Below are 17,035 nucleotides of genomic sequence, written 5' to 3' on the forward strand. Positions count from 1 at the left end.
ATCTTAAATTATCTTATCTCTTTTAATGAACCTTCAATTATTAAATCTATGAATGATGTATAATCAATCCCCGCACCTGCAACACTCCTTGGGAATAAACTTGTTTCTGTCATTCCAGGAAGTGTGTTAACTTCTAATATATAAGGAACTCCATTACTTATAATCATATCTACTCTTGCATAAACACTACACTTTAAAAGCTTATATGTTTCAAAAGCCATTTGCTCTACTTCTTTATGAAGATTTTCTTCAAGCTCAATTATAAACTCCTCAGCAGCATCATCCCCTGATGAATATTTTGCAACAACATCAAAGAATTCTCCTTTTGGTCTAATTGCAACTACAGGGAATAATCTTTCACCCATAATAGGACAAGTTATTTCATCACCTTTAATATATTCTTCTATCATAACTTCTGTATCATATTTCAAAGCTTCAACAACTGCAGCTTCAACATCTTCTTTTCTTTTAATAAAGTTAGTTGCAACTGATGAACCACCACTATTAGGCTTAATAAAAACAGGATAACCCATTTTTTCTATCTCAGCATAATTTATTGTTTCAACAGATTTTGCCATTGACCAATTAGCCGTTCTAACATTTCCAAACTTTAAAATCCTCTTAGCCATATCTTTATCCATACATAAAGCACTACTTAAGTGATTGCATCCTGAATAAGGTATATCAAGTGTTTTTAAAACAGATTGAACTGTTCCATCCTCACCAAACTGACCATGTAATGCTAAAAGAGCAAAATCTATCTTAGCTTCTTTAACTTTAGTTATTATATCTTCTTTCTCATCTAAAACTATTTTAACAACATCGTATTTATTTCTATCTATGTTTTCTAAAACTGCATTTCCGCTTTTTAATGATATTTCTCTTTCAGATGAAATACCACCCATTATAACTCCAACCTTCATTTATCTGTCCCTCCAAAATATAGGAATTAGTTTATTGAATTTAATCCTTATAATTATATCACTATAGACTTTTAATATAAAGTTTGTTTTAACAATCAATATTAGAAAACTCCACAGAAATATCACCTAACAAGGCCATATCTAAGTTTTCTCCACTAATTAATGCATTTTCATTATCTTCCTCCGAGCTATTAGGTAAACAAACTATAAATTCACTTCCTTTTCCAAATTCCGATTCAACATATACATATCCATTATGCATTTCAACTAATGATTTTACTAAAGATAAGCCAATTCCACTTCCCTTGCTTGTTATACTTCCATTCTCACACTGTACAAACCTTTTAAATATCTCATTACATTTATCTTTTTCAATTCCAATACCATTATCTTTAACTTTTATCTTTACATACTCATCTGCAACATCAACAAATACATCAACACTTCCATTCTCTGGTGTAAACTTTATAGCATTCGATATCAGATTCAATACAATTCTTTCTATCTTTTCCTGATCACAGCATATAAATCTTTCTTCTTCATTAGTATCAAAAATAAAGTTTATATTTTTAACTTTCATATATGGAATAACTGACATTGATATATTCTCAACTAATGAAACTATATTATACATATTTTTATTTAACTTTATAGCCCCCGTATCAAGTTTACTAATATCAACTATATCATTTACAAGTTTTAAAAGTCTTAGTGAATTTATTTTCATAACACCTTCATAACGCTCAAATGATTCTATAAAATTCTCTTGTGTTAATATATCTTTTTGTGAATTTAAAAGTTGTAAACTAGAATATATTATGTGTATTGGTGTTCTAAGTTCATGTGATAAGTTTGTAAAAGCATCTTTCTTTAATAACTTTCTTTCTAATATACCATCTTCCTCAAAATCTCCATCTAATACCTTTTTTGAACATATAAATATATAGCCTACAACTCTTCCATCATAGTCTTTTAATTCTTCAACTTTTACCAATATTTCTTTTTCTTCATCTGATTTTATTTTCACCTTAGTATTAAACTCTATTTTATTTTTAATATTAGGTATCTCTAAATATTCCTCTAAACTTGTATTTATAGTATCATTACATTTTTTACCTAACATTTTTTCACAGTATCTATTTATATATGTAATTTTAAACTCTTCGTCAGTCACAACAACGACATCCTCTAAATGGTCATTTAATATATTGAATTTCTTATCGGTAACATCAAGCATTTTTTTTGAATTTATCTCTTCAGTTATATCTCTACACATATAAATATCTACCTGTTCTGATTTATTTTCCGTATATAGTGGTTTTATATTCTGATATGATACAGCATATATCTTACCATCAAACCCTTCTATAATCTTATTATCATTAACTTTATGCTCAACTGATTTTAAAAGGTCTTCCACTCCATCTGCTACTTTGGTTTTTACTATTTTTTTTTGCACTTCCTCCATAGAAATATTACCAAATTGTTTTTCAGCCCTTTTATTGAGATATATAAGCTTTTTGTTTTTATAAATCAAAATATTAGTACTTGTATTTTGATCAATAACTTTATAATATATATTAGTTTTTTCTTCTGCTAATTTATATTTAATAGTATATTTATATATTTCAATTATAGTTCCAAACACCATAAAAATTAATGCTAGAAACATAAGTATTTCTTCCATAACTATATTGTTAATATTATAATTTGTTCTAAATAAGTAATTATCTAATTTATACATAAGTTTAACTGCTATAAATACAAAACTTAACGATATAACTGAACAAAGAATATCATCTTCTTCTATACTTTGCTTTAAATTATAAAAAATAGAACATGCAGTAACTACAATTATTGTTATGCTTCCTATCTGTAGCAAATATGTTGGCTCAACTTCTGCACCTAAATTTAATATATCATATATCATTAAAGTCGTTGTCAAACAAAAGTATATTAAATTATTAAACTTACTAGATTTTAACAAATAATTTTTTTTAAATTGTTTTCTAAATAATAATAAAACTATTAAACAAGTCCTTAAAAACAGACTCCCCATAAATACTTTATAATCTAAATCTCCTATATAACAATTAACTCCAAATTTAAGGATAAGTTCAAGTGTTAAATTAATAAAATATAATAACAATATATATAATTCATTTGAATTTGATAAACTATGATATGTTTTAACTGCAATCAAAGCAAGGATAGCAAGAACACTATTCATAAAATATAGTATTATATAACTATCATCAAAAGCGATATTAATGTTTGTTCTTTTTAAAAATGTAACTGTTAAAGTTATAAAAATAATCAAGTTTAACGTTATTATTCCTATATTCCATACTTTTTTCTCTTCTCTATTAAGTTTCAACACAATATCACCTCCTGTATTAAATTATATATTAAATTAACATATTTTTCTATATTTTTTAATTTTTTTTATTACTTACTTTATTTTCTTGCGAAATTAGTATATACCTTTAAACAATATTTGTATAAACTTGTTATGGTTTTCATCTTATTTTATTTTCATTTGTTTTTTTCATATTTCACCTGTATAATTTTCATAGAATTTAATAATTTATAAGGAGATAAATTTAATGCAAAATAAATCAAAAGCCATATTATTTATAATTATTTCAGCATTTTCATTTGCACTTATGTCTGCATGTGTAAAATTTGCTGGTGATATCCCCGCCTTTGAAAAAAGTTTTTTTAGAAATATTGTAAGCTGCGTTGTAGCTTTTTATCTAATACAAAAAAACTCGGCTCCATGTTTTGGAAAAAAAGAAAATAGAAAAATATTAATACTCAGAGCATCTCTTGGTACTGTTGGTATTTGGGCTAACTTTTATGCTATTGATAAACTTGTTTTATCTAATGCAACTATTCTAAATCAATTAAGCCCTTTCTTTGTTATTATATTCTCTTATTTATTCTTAAAAGAAAAAATAAAACCAATTCATATAATATCAATTCTTCTTGCATTTTCGGGTGTACTATTTATAGTTAAACCAAGCTTTACAATGAGTGCTACCCTTATAGCATCACTTATTGGATTATCTTCTGCACTATTTGCTGGAGGTGCTTATACTTGCGTTAGATACCTTAGTCCAAGAGAAAAATCTTATACAATAGTATTTTTCTTCTCATTCTTCTCTATAATTGCAACTATACCATTTATGGTATTTGATTTTGTAATTCCAAGTGTAGGTCAAATTTTAATTCTTCTCCTTGCTGGTGTATTTGCTTCAATCGCACAATTCGCACTTACAATTGCGTACAAATATGCACCTGCAAAAGAAATTTCTATATATACCTACACTCAGGTAATTTTCACAGCAATACTTGGCTTTATAATTTGGAATACTGTTCCAGATAACTATTCTGTTTTTGGTTACTTTATAATCATTGCAGCATCCGCTAATATCTTTTTATACAACAAACGAAAAGATAAGCAAAAAACTAAATTTAAAATTATTAAATAAAAAGCAAAAAAGCTAGATAGTTACAAACTATCTAGCTTTTTGATTTTTATTTAAGTCCAATTTTCTGATTTTTTAATATCTCTTTATAAAAATCACAATCTTTATTTATAGTACAATTAAGACAATCTGGTTTTCTTGCATAACATCTTCTTCTACCATGAAATATTAAAAGATGATGTGTAAGTGTCCACTCTTTCTTTGGTAATTCTAACTGCAACTGTTTTTCTGTTTCTAAAACATTATCTGAATGTGCAAGTCCAATTCTATTACCAACTCTAAAAACATGAGTATCAACAGCAATTGCTGGAACACCAAACGCATTAGACATAACTACATTTGCTGTTTTTCTGCCTGCACCTGCAAGTGATGTTAACCCTATCATATCTTTTGGAACTTCTCCATTAAAGTTTTCTATTAGTTGTTCACACATCATCATAAGATTCTTGGCTTTATTTCTAAATAACCCTATTATTTTAAGCCTACTCTCAAGTTCTTCTTGCGAAGCATTTCTCATGGAATAAACATCTGGATAATCCTTAAACAAAGTTTCTGTAATCTCATTCACCTTAATATCCGTAGTCTGTGCTGATAAGGCAACTGCTACTAAAAGTTGAAATGGTGTTTGATAGTTAAGTTCACAATCCGCATCTGGGTATTCTTCTTTAAGTGCTTCTAATACTCTTTTAGTTCTGACTTTCATAAGTTTCCTCCTTAGTTTTACTTATAGAATCCTCTGTACTCCTCTGGTAGAAGTATTGCTATACTCTTCATATAAGTCTCTAATATTTTATCATCATAAACATGTCTATCTTCTTCTTTATCTTTTTTTGGAAGCACTACAGGTGCCCCAAATTTAAGAGTAACTTTTGAATGACAAAAAGTTTCTTGTCCCATATTCCCTGCTTTATTTATAGGCATAAGTTTTTCTGAACCATATATTCCAAAAGGCACTACCGTAGCCTTTGTAAGTCTTGCTATAAGATTTATACCTTTTTTAGCCTCTATCATCTTCCCATCTCTGCTTCTTGTACCCTCTGGGAACATAAGGATGTTAGTTCCACTCTTAGATGCATTTATTATACTTTTCAAAGCCTCTTTATCTGCTGAATTAGGTTTTATATTTATAGTTTTAATAAGTCTCATGCCTATATTAGTCATAGCATTTCCACTAAGTTTAACTCCTGCTATAAAATGAGGATCAAACTTTTTTCTTAAAACTTTATCAAGAACTAAACCATCCGAATTACTTAAATGGTTTCCTATAAATATTATAGGACCTTGTATTTTTTCTATTTCCTCTAGGCCTTCTACATGTATATCTGCATACTTTTTAAGTATATTATTTATAACACTCCCCCCAACTGGTTGGAATATAAAATCTGGTAATGATGTAATTAACTTAGCTATCCACGGCTGCATACTATATTTCTTCCTTTCTTTCTAGACATAATTATAAAATCATTATAATTTATTAATGTTTAAAAGTCTATTTTTATAAATTCTCACATACTCTGAACTTGACTCTACATCAGATATATCCTCATTTTCATGAAGTACTTTTTTAATCATTGCATTTCTAACAATTATATTTTTACCTCTCCATCCACAAGAAGTCCCTTTAAATGTAGCTTTAAATTCTCCATTATTAATTTTAATCATCTGATTAGTTGATGGATTATCCATAAAATCTTTAGGTTTAAATTCTTCAATAAGTGAATATTCAACATCTATGTTATATGGACATTCTAGCTGACAACTATCACACCCAAAAATTCTCCCATTCATGATTTTTAAAAACTTATCATCAATTTCCTTTTTTTGAGTAATATATGACATACATATATTAGAGTTCTTTTTAAATTTATTTATAGATTTAGTTGGACATTCCTTATAACAAATATCACAATCCCCACATTCCTTAAACTCTGAAATTTCTTTATAACTTCTAATATCATCATATGCGATATTTATATCTGTTATTATTTCTCCAAGAAAAACATAGGAGCCATGCTCCTTTGTTATAATCATATTATTTTTCCCAACAAATCCAATCCCTGCAAGATATGCTATGTAACGTTCTGGCAGTGTGTTGCTATCAGTAAATGCTAAGGCTTTTCCACCATAACTTTCTATAATTTCACAAACTTCCTTTAAATACTTATGTACTACATTGTGATAATCTTCCCCTCTTGTATATAAAGAAAATCCTGTATCTTTATATTTAACATCATGAAGATACGGAAAGGCAAATGATATTATTGTCTTTCCATTCTCCATATAGTGTTTTGGATTTATTCTTATATCTATATCTTGTTCTTCAAATTCATTTTCTAAACCATTTTCCTTTTTTTTCTGATAATAATCATGCAATTCATTAAACTCTCTACATTTAATAAAACCAATATTATAAATACCTCTACTCTTGCAATGACTTACTATCTTTTCATTTAAACTCATATCTCATCTCTTTCTAATTTATATAATCATATTATTATATATATCTTTTCCATTATAGTTTTCTATATCTATAATATCACATTTTCTATTTTTATTTACAGCGGGAATTCCTACTGCAGTTGCTTTTTGTGGCATCATTTCTAAAACTACTGAATTAGCTCCAATTTTAACATTATCTTGTATTATTATTGGACCTAAAACTTTTGCACCACACCCTATTATAACATTATTTCCTATTGTTGGGTGTCTTTTCCCTTGATGCTTACCAGTCCCACCAAGTGTTACCCCATGATATATTATAACATTATCTCCTATTTCTGCTGTTTCTCCTATCACTACGCCCATGCCATGGTCTATAAAAAGTCCTTCACCTATTATAGCCCCTGGATGTATTTCTATTCCTGTAAAAAATCTAGCTACCTGAGATATAAGCCTTGATACAAAAAACATATTTTTTTTATAAAGTTTATGCGATAATTTATGGCAAACTATTGCATGTAATCCAGGATATAAAAGTAAAACTTCTATTTTACTCTTTGCTGCTGGATCATTTTTTAATACACTTTCTATATCTTTTTTAAAACTATTGAACAAATTTTTTCACATCCTAATTTTATTCGTATAAACCAACTGAGAAATACTTTTCTCCTCCATCAGGTGCAATTACAACTATTTTTTTATCATTTCCAAGTTTTCTAGCAACTTTTATAGCCGCTGCTATTGCTGCCCCTGATGATATTCCAACAAGTATCCCTTCTTTTTTTGCATATTCTCTAGCTACTGTATAAGCTTCTTCATTACTTATTTGTATAATTTCATCAATTATCTCATGTGCATATATTTCAGGCACAAAGCCCGCTCCAATTCCTTGAATTTTATGCGCCCCTGGATTTCCACCTGATAAAACTGGTGAAGCATCTGGCTCTACAGCTATAACTTTTATATTTTTATCAATTTCTTTTAATCTTTTCCCTATCCCACTTATAGTACCACCGGTTCCAACACCAGCAATTACTATATCTACATCTGGAATATCATTTATTATTTCTTCTGCTGTTGTTTCATAATGCTTATTTAAATTCCCTATATTTTCAAACTGCTGTGGTAGAAAATATCCTTTTTCAGCTGCAAGCTCAGTTGCTTTTTGTATAGCACCTTTCATACCCTTTGCTGCCTCTGTTAAAATAAGCTTTGCCCCATATGCTTTTATAACTTCTCTTCTTTCTTTTGACATGGTCTCTGGCATAACTATAACAACATTATATCCTTTTACACCACCTATCATTGCAAGTGCTATCCCTGTATTTCCACTAGTAGGTTCTACTATTGTATCTCCTTCTTTTAATAACCCTTCCTTCTCAGCCTTTTCTATCATTCCAAGAGCCGCCCTATCTTTTACACTCCCACTTGGGTTTAACCGTTCTAACTTAACGTATACTTGTCCTTCATTTTCCCCAACAATTCTATTTGCTTTCAAAATTGCTGTATCCCCTATTAGCTCTATTGCATTATTATATCTCATAAATATAACCCCCTTATATTTGTTTTCCCCCAAAAAATCCAATCAAAATAATAAAAAAAACTCCTCCCCTAAATTTTCATTTAGAGGCGAAGTTTATCCGCGATTCCACTCTATTTAAACATAAAAATATTTTATTCTTCTAGTACTTACATACTATATCATTATAACGGTTGACACCGTAAATCCTTACTTTAAATTCAGGTTCAAGCTCCAAAGTGCACTTCATATAGATTAAAGGTTAGAAGTTCTCAGCTCTCTTCTATCTCTGTATCCATCATTTATACTACTCTACTTTTTCTATGCTTCTTTTCCTAGTATTTTGATATGATTTCCTTTAATTTAATTATATGCCATTTTATGGATTTTGCAACACTTTTTTAAGAAATAAATTTTTACTTATTTCTTCTTTTCCACATCGGTGCAAAGAATTCATCAATAACATCATACATAAGTACTGACCCAATTAAAATTTCATCATTATCTATAACTGGAATAGATAGCAATGCATATTTTTCTACAAGCTCTGCTGCCTCTTCAATCTTATCATCATAAGATAATGTTATTATATTATCGTCCATTACATCTCTTAATTTTTTTATAGGGTCATTAAGTAATAATTGTGAAAATGAAACATGACCTACAAGTCTACCCGATATATCAGTAAGATATATTGTATACATTACCTCTTCCTCTGGCTGTGTTTCTCTAAGCAAAAGAAGTGTTTCCCCAACTGACATTTCTGCGTAATTAAGAGAAATAAAATCTGTATTCATTATACTTCCAACACTCTCATCACTATATGCAAGTAACCCTTCAATCTCATGTGCATCTTCTTTTTCTATATTTACAAGAACTTTCTCTCTGTCCTCTTCACTTAAGTCATCTAAAATATCCGCTATTTCATCATTAGGTATATTTTCAAAAAGCTCTGCTGTCTTAATATCAGATAACTCCCTTATTATACTCCCTTGAAACTTCGGTTCTACCTCTTCTAACGTATCCGCTGCAAGGTCTTCATTTAAACTTTCAAATACAGATTTCCTTTCCTTAGCATCAAGTTCTTCTAATATATCTGCTATATCAGCAGGATGTAATTCTTGAATTCTTTTATATGAGACTGGTATTTGTAGATTGCTTTGTGAAGCTTCTAGTGCCTGTACATCTTCCCACATTATAGCTCTTTCTGAAAAATCAGTCCTAAATATATTTGATAAAAATTTACCTAGGCCTTCTAGTCCCATTCTTCTATATTTAACTGCTTTACCTGTTTCAACAGCTATTAATCTATATTCATCAGCAATATTTGCTATTCTTAAATCATCAACTCTAACTACCTTTTTTCCATTAATATCAACTATCTTCTTATCTAAAACATCTACTGTTAAAAGATATGTATAATTTCTTGGAAGTATCTCTCTACTTCCTATTATTTGTATATTTATTTTACCATTTTCTAATTGATAAAAATTTATACTTTTAAACTCATAATCAATTACACCTTGATCATTTTTCACTTTGTACCCAACAACTTTTGGATATCCTTCATTTGTACTAACATAAATATCTTTTAAAGTCCCCATAATATCATTATATTCATCATATATTTTATTATTTAAAATTGATGTTAAAAGAAAGAATGTTAATCTTTTGTTCTTATTCATTCTAATCCTCCTCTGCTACTAGAGGAGGACTAAGTAAAACTAAAAGTTAGCATTTCCTCTCCCTAGCAAGTTACTATTAAATTTTAATATATACCTTTTTTTAGATCGAGGGTCTCCCTCCATTTAGTATCACCGTCCTTAATTAAAATATAATTCCTATAATATAATATTATCATATTGTTAAAAAATCAAATAAAATTTATATTTGATTTGATAAAAAAAGATCTTAAGACTTAAAAGTCTTAAGACCAAATATCAAAGTCCCAGCTAAAAATAATTCTCCTACTAGGCAGTATGGCATATAATTTTGAACTACTAATAGCACTAAATTTTCAAATATAAAAACACACATGGTTATCGCAATAAAATTTAATCCAATCATATTAGTTGATTTATTTAATTTAACTAATATAGCATGTATTAAAAAATATACAAATAAACTTATATATATTCCCCTAAATAAAATATTTTTACTCATTTGAACTGTATACCCATATTCAATACTTAATTTATAAATTGGTTCAAATATTATAATAACACAAGTATATATTGCCCCAACTATACCCATTTTTATTTTTATATACTTAAAATCCATATTATCACTTCGCAGAAATATGTAGCTTAAAAGAATTATCAATACTGGAATATATAATAAATCTATAAAAATAATAATTTTTGCTATTTTTATATCTACCTGAAAACTTAAAAGACTCATAAAAAAAACAAACATATTTTTTATAATCCCAAGAAACAAAAAAATACTTATATATCTTTTAAATTTCTTTGGGCTTCTTTTTACATTCTCAAAAAATAGATATAAATAAAAAATAATTATAAGCAACAAAAAGGTGTAATAAGATATTAAAGCTATCAAAGCTTATCCCTCCCTTTATATTAGTTACTTATAATTATTAAGTAAATCACTATTTTATTCCTAAAATCTTAATTCCATCCTTTATACATTTTACATGTAATGGGAAATCAGGTCCTTTTTCTCCATCTATATCAGTAACAATATCCTCTGATGATTCTATAATTATATTATCAGTCTTAAAATATTCTACTCTTGAATCATTTATTATCTCACCTCTTAATACTCTTATAAATAAGTGTATTAATTCTGGAACACTAACAGCTTTAAATATAATAATATCTAGAAGACCATCATCAATTTTTGCTTCTGTTGCAAGCTTAAAGTTTCCTGCTGTTTGACCATTAAAAGCTAAAACTAGATACATGTGAAATTCTTCTACTCTTCCATTTGTAGTTATTCTCATATTAAGCTTTCTAAAATTAGGTAATTGCTCTAGCCCTTTTAGATAATAAGCAAGTTTACCTATTGTATTTTTCAAGTTTACATCTGTTTTTTGAGAGACATCTGTAAATAATCCTGTTGAGAGAACATTTACAAAATACTTATCATTTACTTGTCCTAAATCTACTGATTTTGGCTCTGTAGATAATATTTGTTCTACACACTTTGTAATATCTGTTGGAATACCTAAAAATTTAGCAAAATCGTTAGCTGTACCCACAGGTAGAATTCCAATTGGCAAATCAAGCCCCTTACTTTTCATTGCATTCACAACTGAATCTACTGTACCATCTCCACCAGCTAAAAGTATATATTCATAACTGTCATCTATGTCTTCTAAAGCATGTTCAATACCTTCCCCTCTAGTTATTCTAAAAGGAACTATTGTAAAGTCTTTTTCTTGATGCATTTTTATTACCGTATCTAAATGAGCTAATATTGCATTTTCACCAGAATAAGGATTATAAATAAATTTTACCTTTTTCACCTTTTACCTCCACGCTTAAATTAAAACTTTATAATTTTAATTTATAAAGCACTTCTCAATTTCTTTTTTAATCATTAATATTAAACAAATTATATCATTTATTTAAATCATTGTCGACTTTACACAATTTGTCCTTACTGATATAATTTAAGATATTATTTTGCATAGTTTTATATTATATTAAGAATTTTTTTATAATGCAAAAAAGATTGAAAATCCACTTATTTTTTATATTAAAAATAATATACTATTATATAAACTATGTGTGTTAAAAACTTAGGAGTGATATTGGTTATGAAAAAAAGTTGTATACCGAACATATTCACATTCATAAACCTTGGATGTGGTGTACTTTCTCTACTCGCAACATTCGATAAAAAATTTATGCTTTCAGCAGGTCTTATAATACTTGCAGCAATCGTTGATAGATATGACGGAAGAATTGCTAGGTACCTTAATGTTACTAGTGAACTTGGAAAAGAACTTGATTCTTTAGCCGATCTTGTTTCATTTGGTGTAGCACCTGCAATACTATCATTTGTTTTATACAACTTCAAAGATTTCATGGGATTTGGAATCATAGGCTACGCTGCTCTTTTAGCTTTCCCTATATGTGGTGCTTTTAGACTTGCTAGATATAACACAACTGAGTTTGACGGAGAATTTAGAGGTATTCCTATAACAATAGCTGGATGTATTATGGCTGTATATGCTTTATTTACAGCTAAAGATTTTTTAAATCCATATATACCATTTATTCTTATAGTTATTTTAGCTTATCTTATGGTAAGTAACTTTAAACTAAAGAAATTATAAAAAATAAGCCTCTTTTTATAAGAGAGGCTTATTTTTTTGCAAATAATTCTTTATTCTAATCATCTTTTGGATCATCCCTTTGATCATTTTGAAATTTTAATTCATTATCAATTTCTGTTAAAATAATCTCTTTGCTAATCTCAACTTGCAATATTGTTCCTTTAATTTTTAAATACTCTATATAATTACACTGTGCACAATCTAATGTATCTACTAAGCAGTCTATAAGGTCTCCAATTTCCTCAACTCTTTTTAATGTATCTTTAACATCACCTTTTTTAGCTAACGCAATAGAGTTAAGTTCTCCTGCACTCCCTATCAGAAGTCTATATGAATTAACATATTTACCTAGTATATCTACTAAACTATTTATTTCTCTAAAATACTGATCGTAAACTATTCTTGAACCCATAAACACCTCCATAAAACCCCAAATAAGATTTAAAGGAGTTCAAGTATATAAAACTTAAACCCCTTAAATTAATTTACAAAAATTATATTTACTCAAACTTAATTACAATTTTCACATAGATGTTTGATTTATATTTTTATCATCACATACATATATAACTTCTGTGCCATCTCTATTCTTAGTAGTTAATGTAACTTTTCTTTTCCAAAGTTTATATATATGTTTTAATGTCTTTTTTGTATAGGTTGAATCTAATTCTCTTCCATCATATACATGCTCTAAATTTAGAGAATACTCTTTTTTATCTAGCTCACTCACTCTTATATATGGGATAGTGCCCACTCCACACTCTGAAGCTATTGTATCTCTTATTTTCATCCAACCATCTTCATCAGCAACTTCATCAACCACTATATCAAAACCTTTTTGAGCATACTTAAATAAATCAAGTTCCTCGCAAAGCTCTTTAGTTAAATATTTTCTTATAAAAGAATTATCTCTCTCTAATGCTCTTACCTCAAACATCTTCTCTCTTCCATATTTTTTATCTATATCCTCTAATATTTTAAACCCAATATAATAAGGATTAAGCCCATATGGAATTGGAGATATAACATCATTGTGACGCTTTATAAATTCTAAATACAAACCGTCTGAAAGATTTAATTTTTTTAATATATTATAATGCCAAAAACTTGCCCAACCCTCATTTATAATTTTAGTTTCCATTTGAGGTACAAAGTACATGCTTTCTCTTCTTACAATACTTAATATATTTTTTTCCCATTCTTGTAACTCTCCATAAGTCATTATAAACATCATTAAATCATCATCTGGCTCTAATGGTATTTTACTAACATCTGGTGGTGATGTAGGCTCATAAGGATCTAATATGCTTCTTTGTTCTCTTTTACTCATATACTCATCTAACATTCTTTCTTTAATTTCTTCATTAGATAACTTTTTAACCCCTACAACTCTTGGAACTTGGAATCTTATAGCATGAGCTGCATCTATAACCCTCTCAACTTCCTCATATCCTATACTAGGGTCATTTATATATCCTCTAATTATATCTGCATCAAGTTTAAACATTTCTAATGTCTGCCTTGCTCTAGTTCCTTCTTTAAAAAGTCTATTATTTTTAAAGAAATCATTATGACCATATACATGTGCAATAGTTAATATTTGTAATAAAAGTGTGTTATCTCTCATTAAATATGCAAGGCTTGGATTTGAGTTTATAACCATCTCATAAGGAAGCCCTGACATATTTAAAGAATATAATGTTTTGTTTTTTTCATATGCTTTTCCATAGCTCCAGTGAGGATACTTTGCTGGCATCCCCACATATGACTCATAAGCTAACATATCATTATAACCAATAATTTCAAACTCTTGAGGATAACAATCAAGACCAACTTCTTTCACTATTTCTTCTATCTTCTCATTCCACTCTTCTAAGTCTTTTAATAAATAATCCATAGTTTATACCTCCCTAGTCATCCTCTTTAAGTTCCTGTGATAACATTTCTTTTAAAGCTACCCATAAATCTTTCTTTTCTTTAACAATTACAGGTACAAAATTACTTTTCTCTATTTCTTTTTCAAATCTATAATACATAGTTGTTGAATAAGTTGATGGTAAAAGTTCTGCATATCCAAATAAATTAGAAACTTCACAAAGCTCATTTACAGCTTGTATAGCTTTTTCATTATCTTCACTCCAGTTATCTCCATCAGACGCATAGAAAGGATATATATTCCATCTATTAGGGTTATATTTTTCTTCAATTAATTTTAAAGCTTCATTAAGCCCTGATGATATATATGTTCCTCCTGATTCACCTTTATGGAAAAACTCATACTCATTTACATGCTTTGCAACTGTTGTATGTGATATAAATTCAAATGCTAAATTATTATATTTTCTTCTAAGAAACTTAGATAATACAAAGAAAAATGACCTTGCAAGATATTTTTTAGTACTATCCATAGAACCCGAAACGTCCATTATAAAAATCATAACAGCATTACTTTCCTTCTTTGGCTTTTTAGTAACTCTATAATATCTTAAATCTTCTTCTCTAAATGGAAATCTTTCAATTTCTGTACTTTCTCCAACTTCTTCTAAAGCTCTTTTCTTCCCTTGCATTCTTGAGAACTTAGACATAACTGTTTTCTTTTTAGCAAGTCTTGGTCTTATACCAAATCTTTGATAACCTCTTCTTTTACCCCTACTCTCAACAATTATTTCAGAATATTTTTTTCTATCAAGATTAGGAAGGTCTAAATCTTCAACAATATAATCTAAAAGATCATCTAATGTTATTTCTGTTTCATAAACATCTTTACCTTCCTCATTTCCAGGTCCACCAGCACCATTCCCCTTACCTTGCTTATCAGATGCTGAACCTATTTTATCCCCTTTTTTCTCATCTCCAGTTCCAGTTGTTACACCAGAACTGTTTTTACCATATATAAATTGATATTCCTTTATGCCTCTTATAGGTATCTTATACTTTTTGTTTTTACTCTCACCTATGATACTTTCTTCTGATAAAATATCACCTAAATTCTCTTTAATTGACTTCTCTACTAGTTGTCTATGCCTTCTTCTATCCTCAATTGCTCTATCATGTTCAACTTGATTATCTAATTGATCTCTGAAAATTGCCATTTAAACTAGTCCTTCCATAAATTATTAGATGCATACTTTAAAATTATATCGCAACAGTGAGGACAGTATCCGTTTTTCTCCATTTCAGCGACCATTGTACTATACTTAGCATCTTGCTCTTTATCTCTAACTCTTGAACGAGTTATTATTCTAGATAAATCTTTAACTGATGCAGTAAGTTTTTTCTCTATAGCTTCTTTTAACGGTTCATATGATTTGTAATCTATCTGTGATCCACTTCTTACAAGGTAGAACATATATGATGTAACATCTGCTCTAAAGCCTTTAGCCGAAGCTTCTGAAATTCCTATTTGTTCTTCTATGCTTCTCATAAACTCTTCATCAGGATTCAACTCTTCTCCTGTTGAACCATCTTTAATTTTATTTTTATTTATATAAGCCTCTGCATTATCTAAATAGTTATTAAACAAGCTGTCCGCTTGCTCTCTAAATGAATGTATAAATGCTTTTGTAATTTCTTTTTCAAGAATTTTATTATACTCTTTTCTAATAGTATCCTGAATAAATCCAAGATATTTCTTTTTATCATCTTGAGCTATATCCATCTCTTTAACAGACTTAATAATACTTTCCATTATACTTAAAGGATTTATACAGTTAGTTTCTGAATTTGAAAGTGCATTATCTATAGCTTTAATTATAAATCTTGTAGAAATACCTTTCATCCCTTCAAATGAACCAGCCTCTTCCTTAAGTTCTGTAATATCAATTCTCTTAGTTGCACCCTTTTCAACTATGTCTTCACCATTGTAAATTTTAAGTTTTGTCATAGGGTCAACTTTCATTGATGGTACAAGTCTTGATAAAACTGCAAACATACCTGCTATCTCAATTGAATGAGGTGCTATATGTGCATTAAAGTTTGACTTTTTAATAATTTTCTCATAAATTTTTGTTTCCTCTGTAAGCTCTAAACAGTAAGGTACTTCAACCTTAACTATTCTATCTAAAATAGCTTCATTAGTATGATCTGATTTAAATCTAGTCCACTCTGCTTCATTTGAATGAGCTATAATAAGACCATCAAAATAAATCATAGAACCCTTACCTGGTGATGGTATAGACTTTTCTTGAGTAGCTGTAATGATTGTGTGTAAATACTCAACATCATTCTTAAATACTTCAATAAACTCAACCATCCCTCTATTACCAACATTAAATGCTCCATTAAGTGAAAATATTCTTGGATCATCCTCTGCATACATATCCATTCTTGAAATATCAATTGACCCATTTAGAATACTAGT

At 28.5% G+C, this 17,035-nt stretch carries 16 protein-coding genes and 1 other annotated feature; of the genes, 2 read left to right on the plus strand and 14 right to left on the minus strand.

The annotated features are described in order from the left end of the window. Positions 1-8: 8 nt before the first annotated feature. Entirely contained in the window at positions 9-923 is a 915-nt protein-coding gene (locus tag Q0V24_RS05475) for a D-alanine--D-alanine ligase (RefSeq protein WP_297519374.1), read from the minus strand. A gap of 88 nt (positions 924-1,011) precedes the next feature. Then, entirely contained in the window at positions 1,012-3,303 is a 2,292-nt protein-coding gene (locus Q0V24_RS05480) for an ATP-binding protein (RefSeq protein WP_297519376.1), read from the minus strand. A 226-nt stretch (positions 3,304-3,529) separates the two neighbouring features. Between Q0V24_RS05480 and Q0V24_RS05485 the strand changes: the two genes are divergently transcribed. Then, complete coding sequence (locus tag Q0V24_RS05485) at positions 3,530-4,417, plus strand: DMT family transporter (RefSeq protein ID WP_297519378.1); 888 nt, start codon at positions 3,530-3,532, stop codon at positions 4,415-4,417. Positions 4,418-4,463: 46 nt separating this feature from the next. Here the strand turns inward: Q0V24_RS05485 and nth are convergent, their stop codons facing one another. From nth to Q0V24_RS05525, 8 genes are all read right to left on the minus strand, one after another. Then, on the minus strand, positions 4,464-5,117 hold the full coding sequence (nth, locus tag Q0V24_RS05490; protein ID WP_297519380.1) for an endonuclease III: 654 nt from the start codon (positions 5,115-5,117) through the stop codon (positions 4,464-4,466). A gap of 17 nt (positions 5,118-5,134) precedes the next feature. Then, entirely contained in the window at positions 5,135-5,836 is a 702-nt protein-coding gene (locus tag Q0V24_RS05495; RefSeq protein ID WP_297519382.1) for a 1-acyl-sn-glycerol-3-phosphate acyltransferase, read from the minus strand. Between the two features lie 42 nt (positions 5,837-5,878). Further along, positions 5,879-6,874 carry a tRNA epoxyqueuosine(34) reductase QueG gene (gene queG, locus Q0V24_RS05500; protein ID WP_297519384.1) on the minus strand — a complete coding sequence of 332 codons (996 nt, stop codon included), beginning with the start codon at positions 6,872-6,874 and terminating at the stop codon, positions 5,879-5,881. A gap of 18 nt (positions 6,875-6,892) precedes the next feature. Beyond that, on the minus strand, positions 6,893-7,468 hold the full coding sequence (gene epsC, locus Q0V24_RS05505; protein WP_297519386.1) for a serine O-acetyltransferase EpsC: 576 nt from the start codon (positions 7,466-7,468) through the stop codon (positions 6,893-6,895). Positions 7,469-7,487: 19 nt separating this feature from the next. Continuing rightward, positions 7,488-8,396, minus strand: a complete 909-nt coding sequence (gene cysK / locus Q0V24_RS05510) for a cysteine synthase A (protein ID WP_297519388.1) — start codon at positions 8,394-8,396, stop codon at positions 7,488-7,490. Between the two features lie 79 nt (positions 8,397-8,475). After that, positions 8,476-8,705: a binding site (T-box leader), on the minus strand. An 83-nt stretch (positions 8,706-8,788) separates the two neighbouring features. Further along, positions 8,789-10,057 carry a CBS domain-containing protein gene (locus tag Q0V24_RS05515; protein ID WP_297519390.1) on the minus strand — a complete coding sequence of 423 codons (1,269 nt, stop codon included), beginning with the start codon at positions 10,055-10,057 and terminating at the stop codon, positions 8,789-8,791. Between the two features lie 226 nt (positions 10,058-10,283). Then, entirely contained in the window at positions 10,284-10,772 is a 489-nt protein-coding gene (locus Q0V24_RS05520) for a hypothetical protein (protein WP_297519392.1), read from the minus strand. A gap of 208 nt (positions 10,773-10,980) precedes the next feature. Then, a complete protein-coding gene (locus Q0V24_RS05525) occupies positions 10,981-11,859 on the minus strand; it encodes a YegS/Rv2252/BmrU family lipid kinase (protein ID WP_297519394.1) in 879 nt (292 codons plus the stop codon). A gap of 294 nt (positions 11,860-12,153) precedes the next feature. Between Q0V24_RS05525 and pssA the strand changes: the two genes are divergently transcribed. Next, positions 12,154-12,675 carry a CDP-diacylglycerol--serine O-phosphatidyltransferase gene (gene pssA / locus Q0V24_RS05530; protein WP_297519396.1) on the plus strand — a complete coding sequence of 174 codons (522 nt, stop codon included), beginning with the start codon at positions 12,154-12,156 and terminating at the stop codon, positions 12,673-12,675. A 55-nt stretch (positions 12,676-12,730) separates the two neighbouring features. Here pssA and Q0V24_RS05535 read toward each other — a convergent pair whose 3' ends face one another. From Q0V24_RS05535 to Q0V24_RS05550, 4 genes are all read right to left on the minus strand, one after another. After that, positions 12,731-13,087, minus strand: coding sequence for a hypothetical protein (locus Q0V24_RS05535; protein ID WP_297519397.1), 357 nt, complete (start codon positions 13,085-13,087; stop codon positions 12,731-12,733). 111 nt (positions 13,088-13,198) lie between these two features. Further along, entirely contained in the window at positions 13,199-14,572 is a 1,374-nt protein-coding gene (locus Q0V24_RS05540) for a SpoVR family protein (RefSeq protein ID WP_297519399.1), read from the minus strand. Between the two features lie 13 nt (positions 14,573-14,585). Next, positions 14,586-15,767, minus strand: a complete 1,182-nt coding sequence (gene yhbH / locus Q0V24_RS05545) for a sporulation protein YhbH (RefSeq protein WP_297519401.1) — start codon at positions 15,765-15,767, stop codon at positions 14,586-14,588. 5 nt (positions 15,768-15,772) lie between these two features. Beyond that, on the minus strand, positions 15,773-17,035 hold a 1,263-nt coding region (locus tag Q0V24_RS05550; protein ID WP_297519403.1), incomplete at its 5' end, for a serine protein kinase.

The organism is uncultured Clostridium sp., from assembly GCF_947039605.1.
In the GTDB taxonomy this organism is placed as follows: Bacteria; Bacillota; Clostridia; order Clostridiales; family Clostridiaceae; genus Sarcina.

Coding starts and splice junctions, on each gene's coding strand:
- Q0V24_RS05475 (WP_297519374.1), bottom strand. CDS start 923: ATGAAGGTTGGAGTTATAATGGGTGGTATTTCATCTGAAAGAGAAATA.
- Q0V24_RS05485 (WP_297519378.1), top strand. CDS start 3,530: ATGCAAAATAAATCAAAAGCCATATTATTTATAATTATTTCAGCATTT.
- nth (WP_297519380.1), bottom strand. CDS start 5,117: ATGAAAGTCAGAACTAAAAGAGTATTAGAAGCACTTAAAGAAGAATAC.
- Q0V24_RS05495 (WP_297519382.1), bottom strand. CDS start 5,836: ATGCAGCCGTGGATAGCTAAGTTAATTACATCATTACCAGATTTTATA.
- queG (WP_297519384.1), bottom strand. CDS start 6,874: ATGAGTTTAAATGAAAAGATAGTAAGTCATTGCAAGAGTAGAGGTATT.
- cysK (WP_297519388.1), bottom strand. CDS start 8,396: ATGAGATATAATAATGCAATAGAGCTAATAGGGGATACAGCAATTTTG.
- Q0V24_RS05515 (WP_297519390.1), bottom strand. CDS start 10,057: ATGAATAAGAACAAAAGATTAACATTCTTTCTTTTAACATCAATTTTA.
- Q0V24_RS05520 (WP_297519392.1), bottom strand. CDS start 10,772: ATGAGTCTTTTAAGTTTTCAGGTAGATATAAAAATAGCAAAAATTATT.
- pssA (WP_297519396.1), top strand. CDS start 12,154: ATGAAAAAAAGTTGTATACCGAACATATTCACATTCATAAACCTTGGA.
- Q0V24_RS05535 (WP_297519397.1), bottom strand. CDS start 13,087: ATGGGTTCAAGAATAGTTTACGATCAGTATTTTAGAGAAATAAATAGT.
- Q0V24_RS05540 (WP_297519399.1), bottom strand. CDS start 14,572: ATGGATTATTTATTAAAAGACTTAGAAGAGTGGAATGAGAAGATAGAA.
- yhbH (WP_297519401.1), bottom strand. CDS start 15,767: ATGGCAATTTTCAGAGATCAATTAGATAATCAAGTTGAACATGATAGA.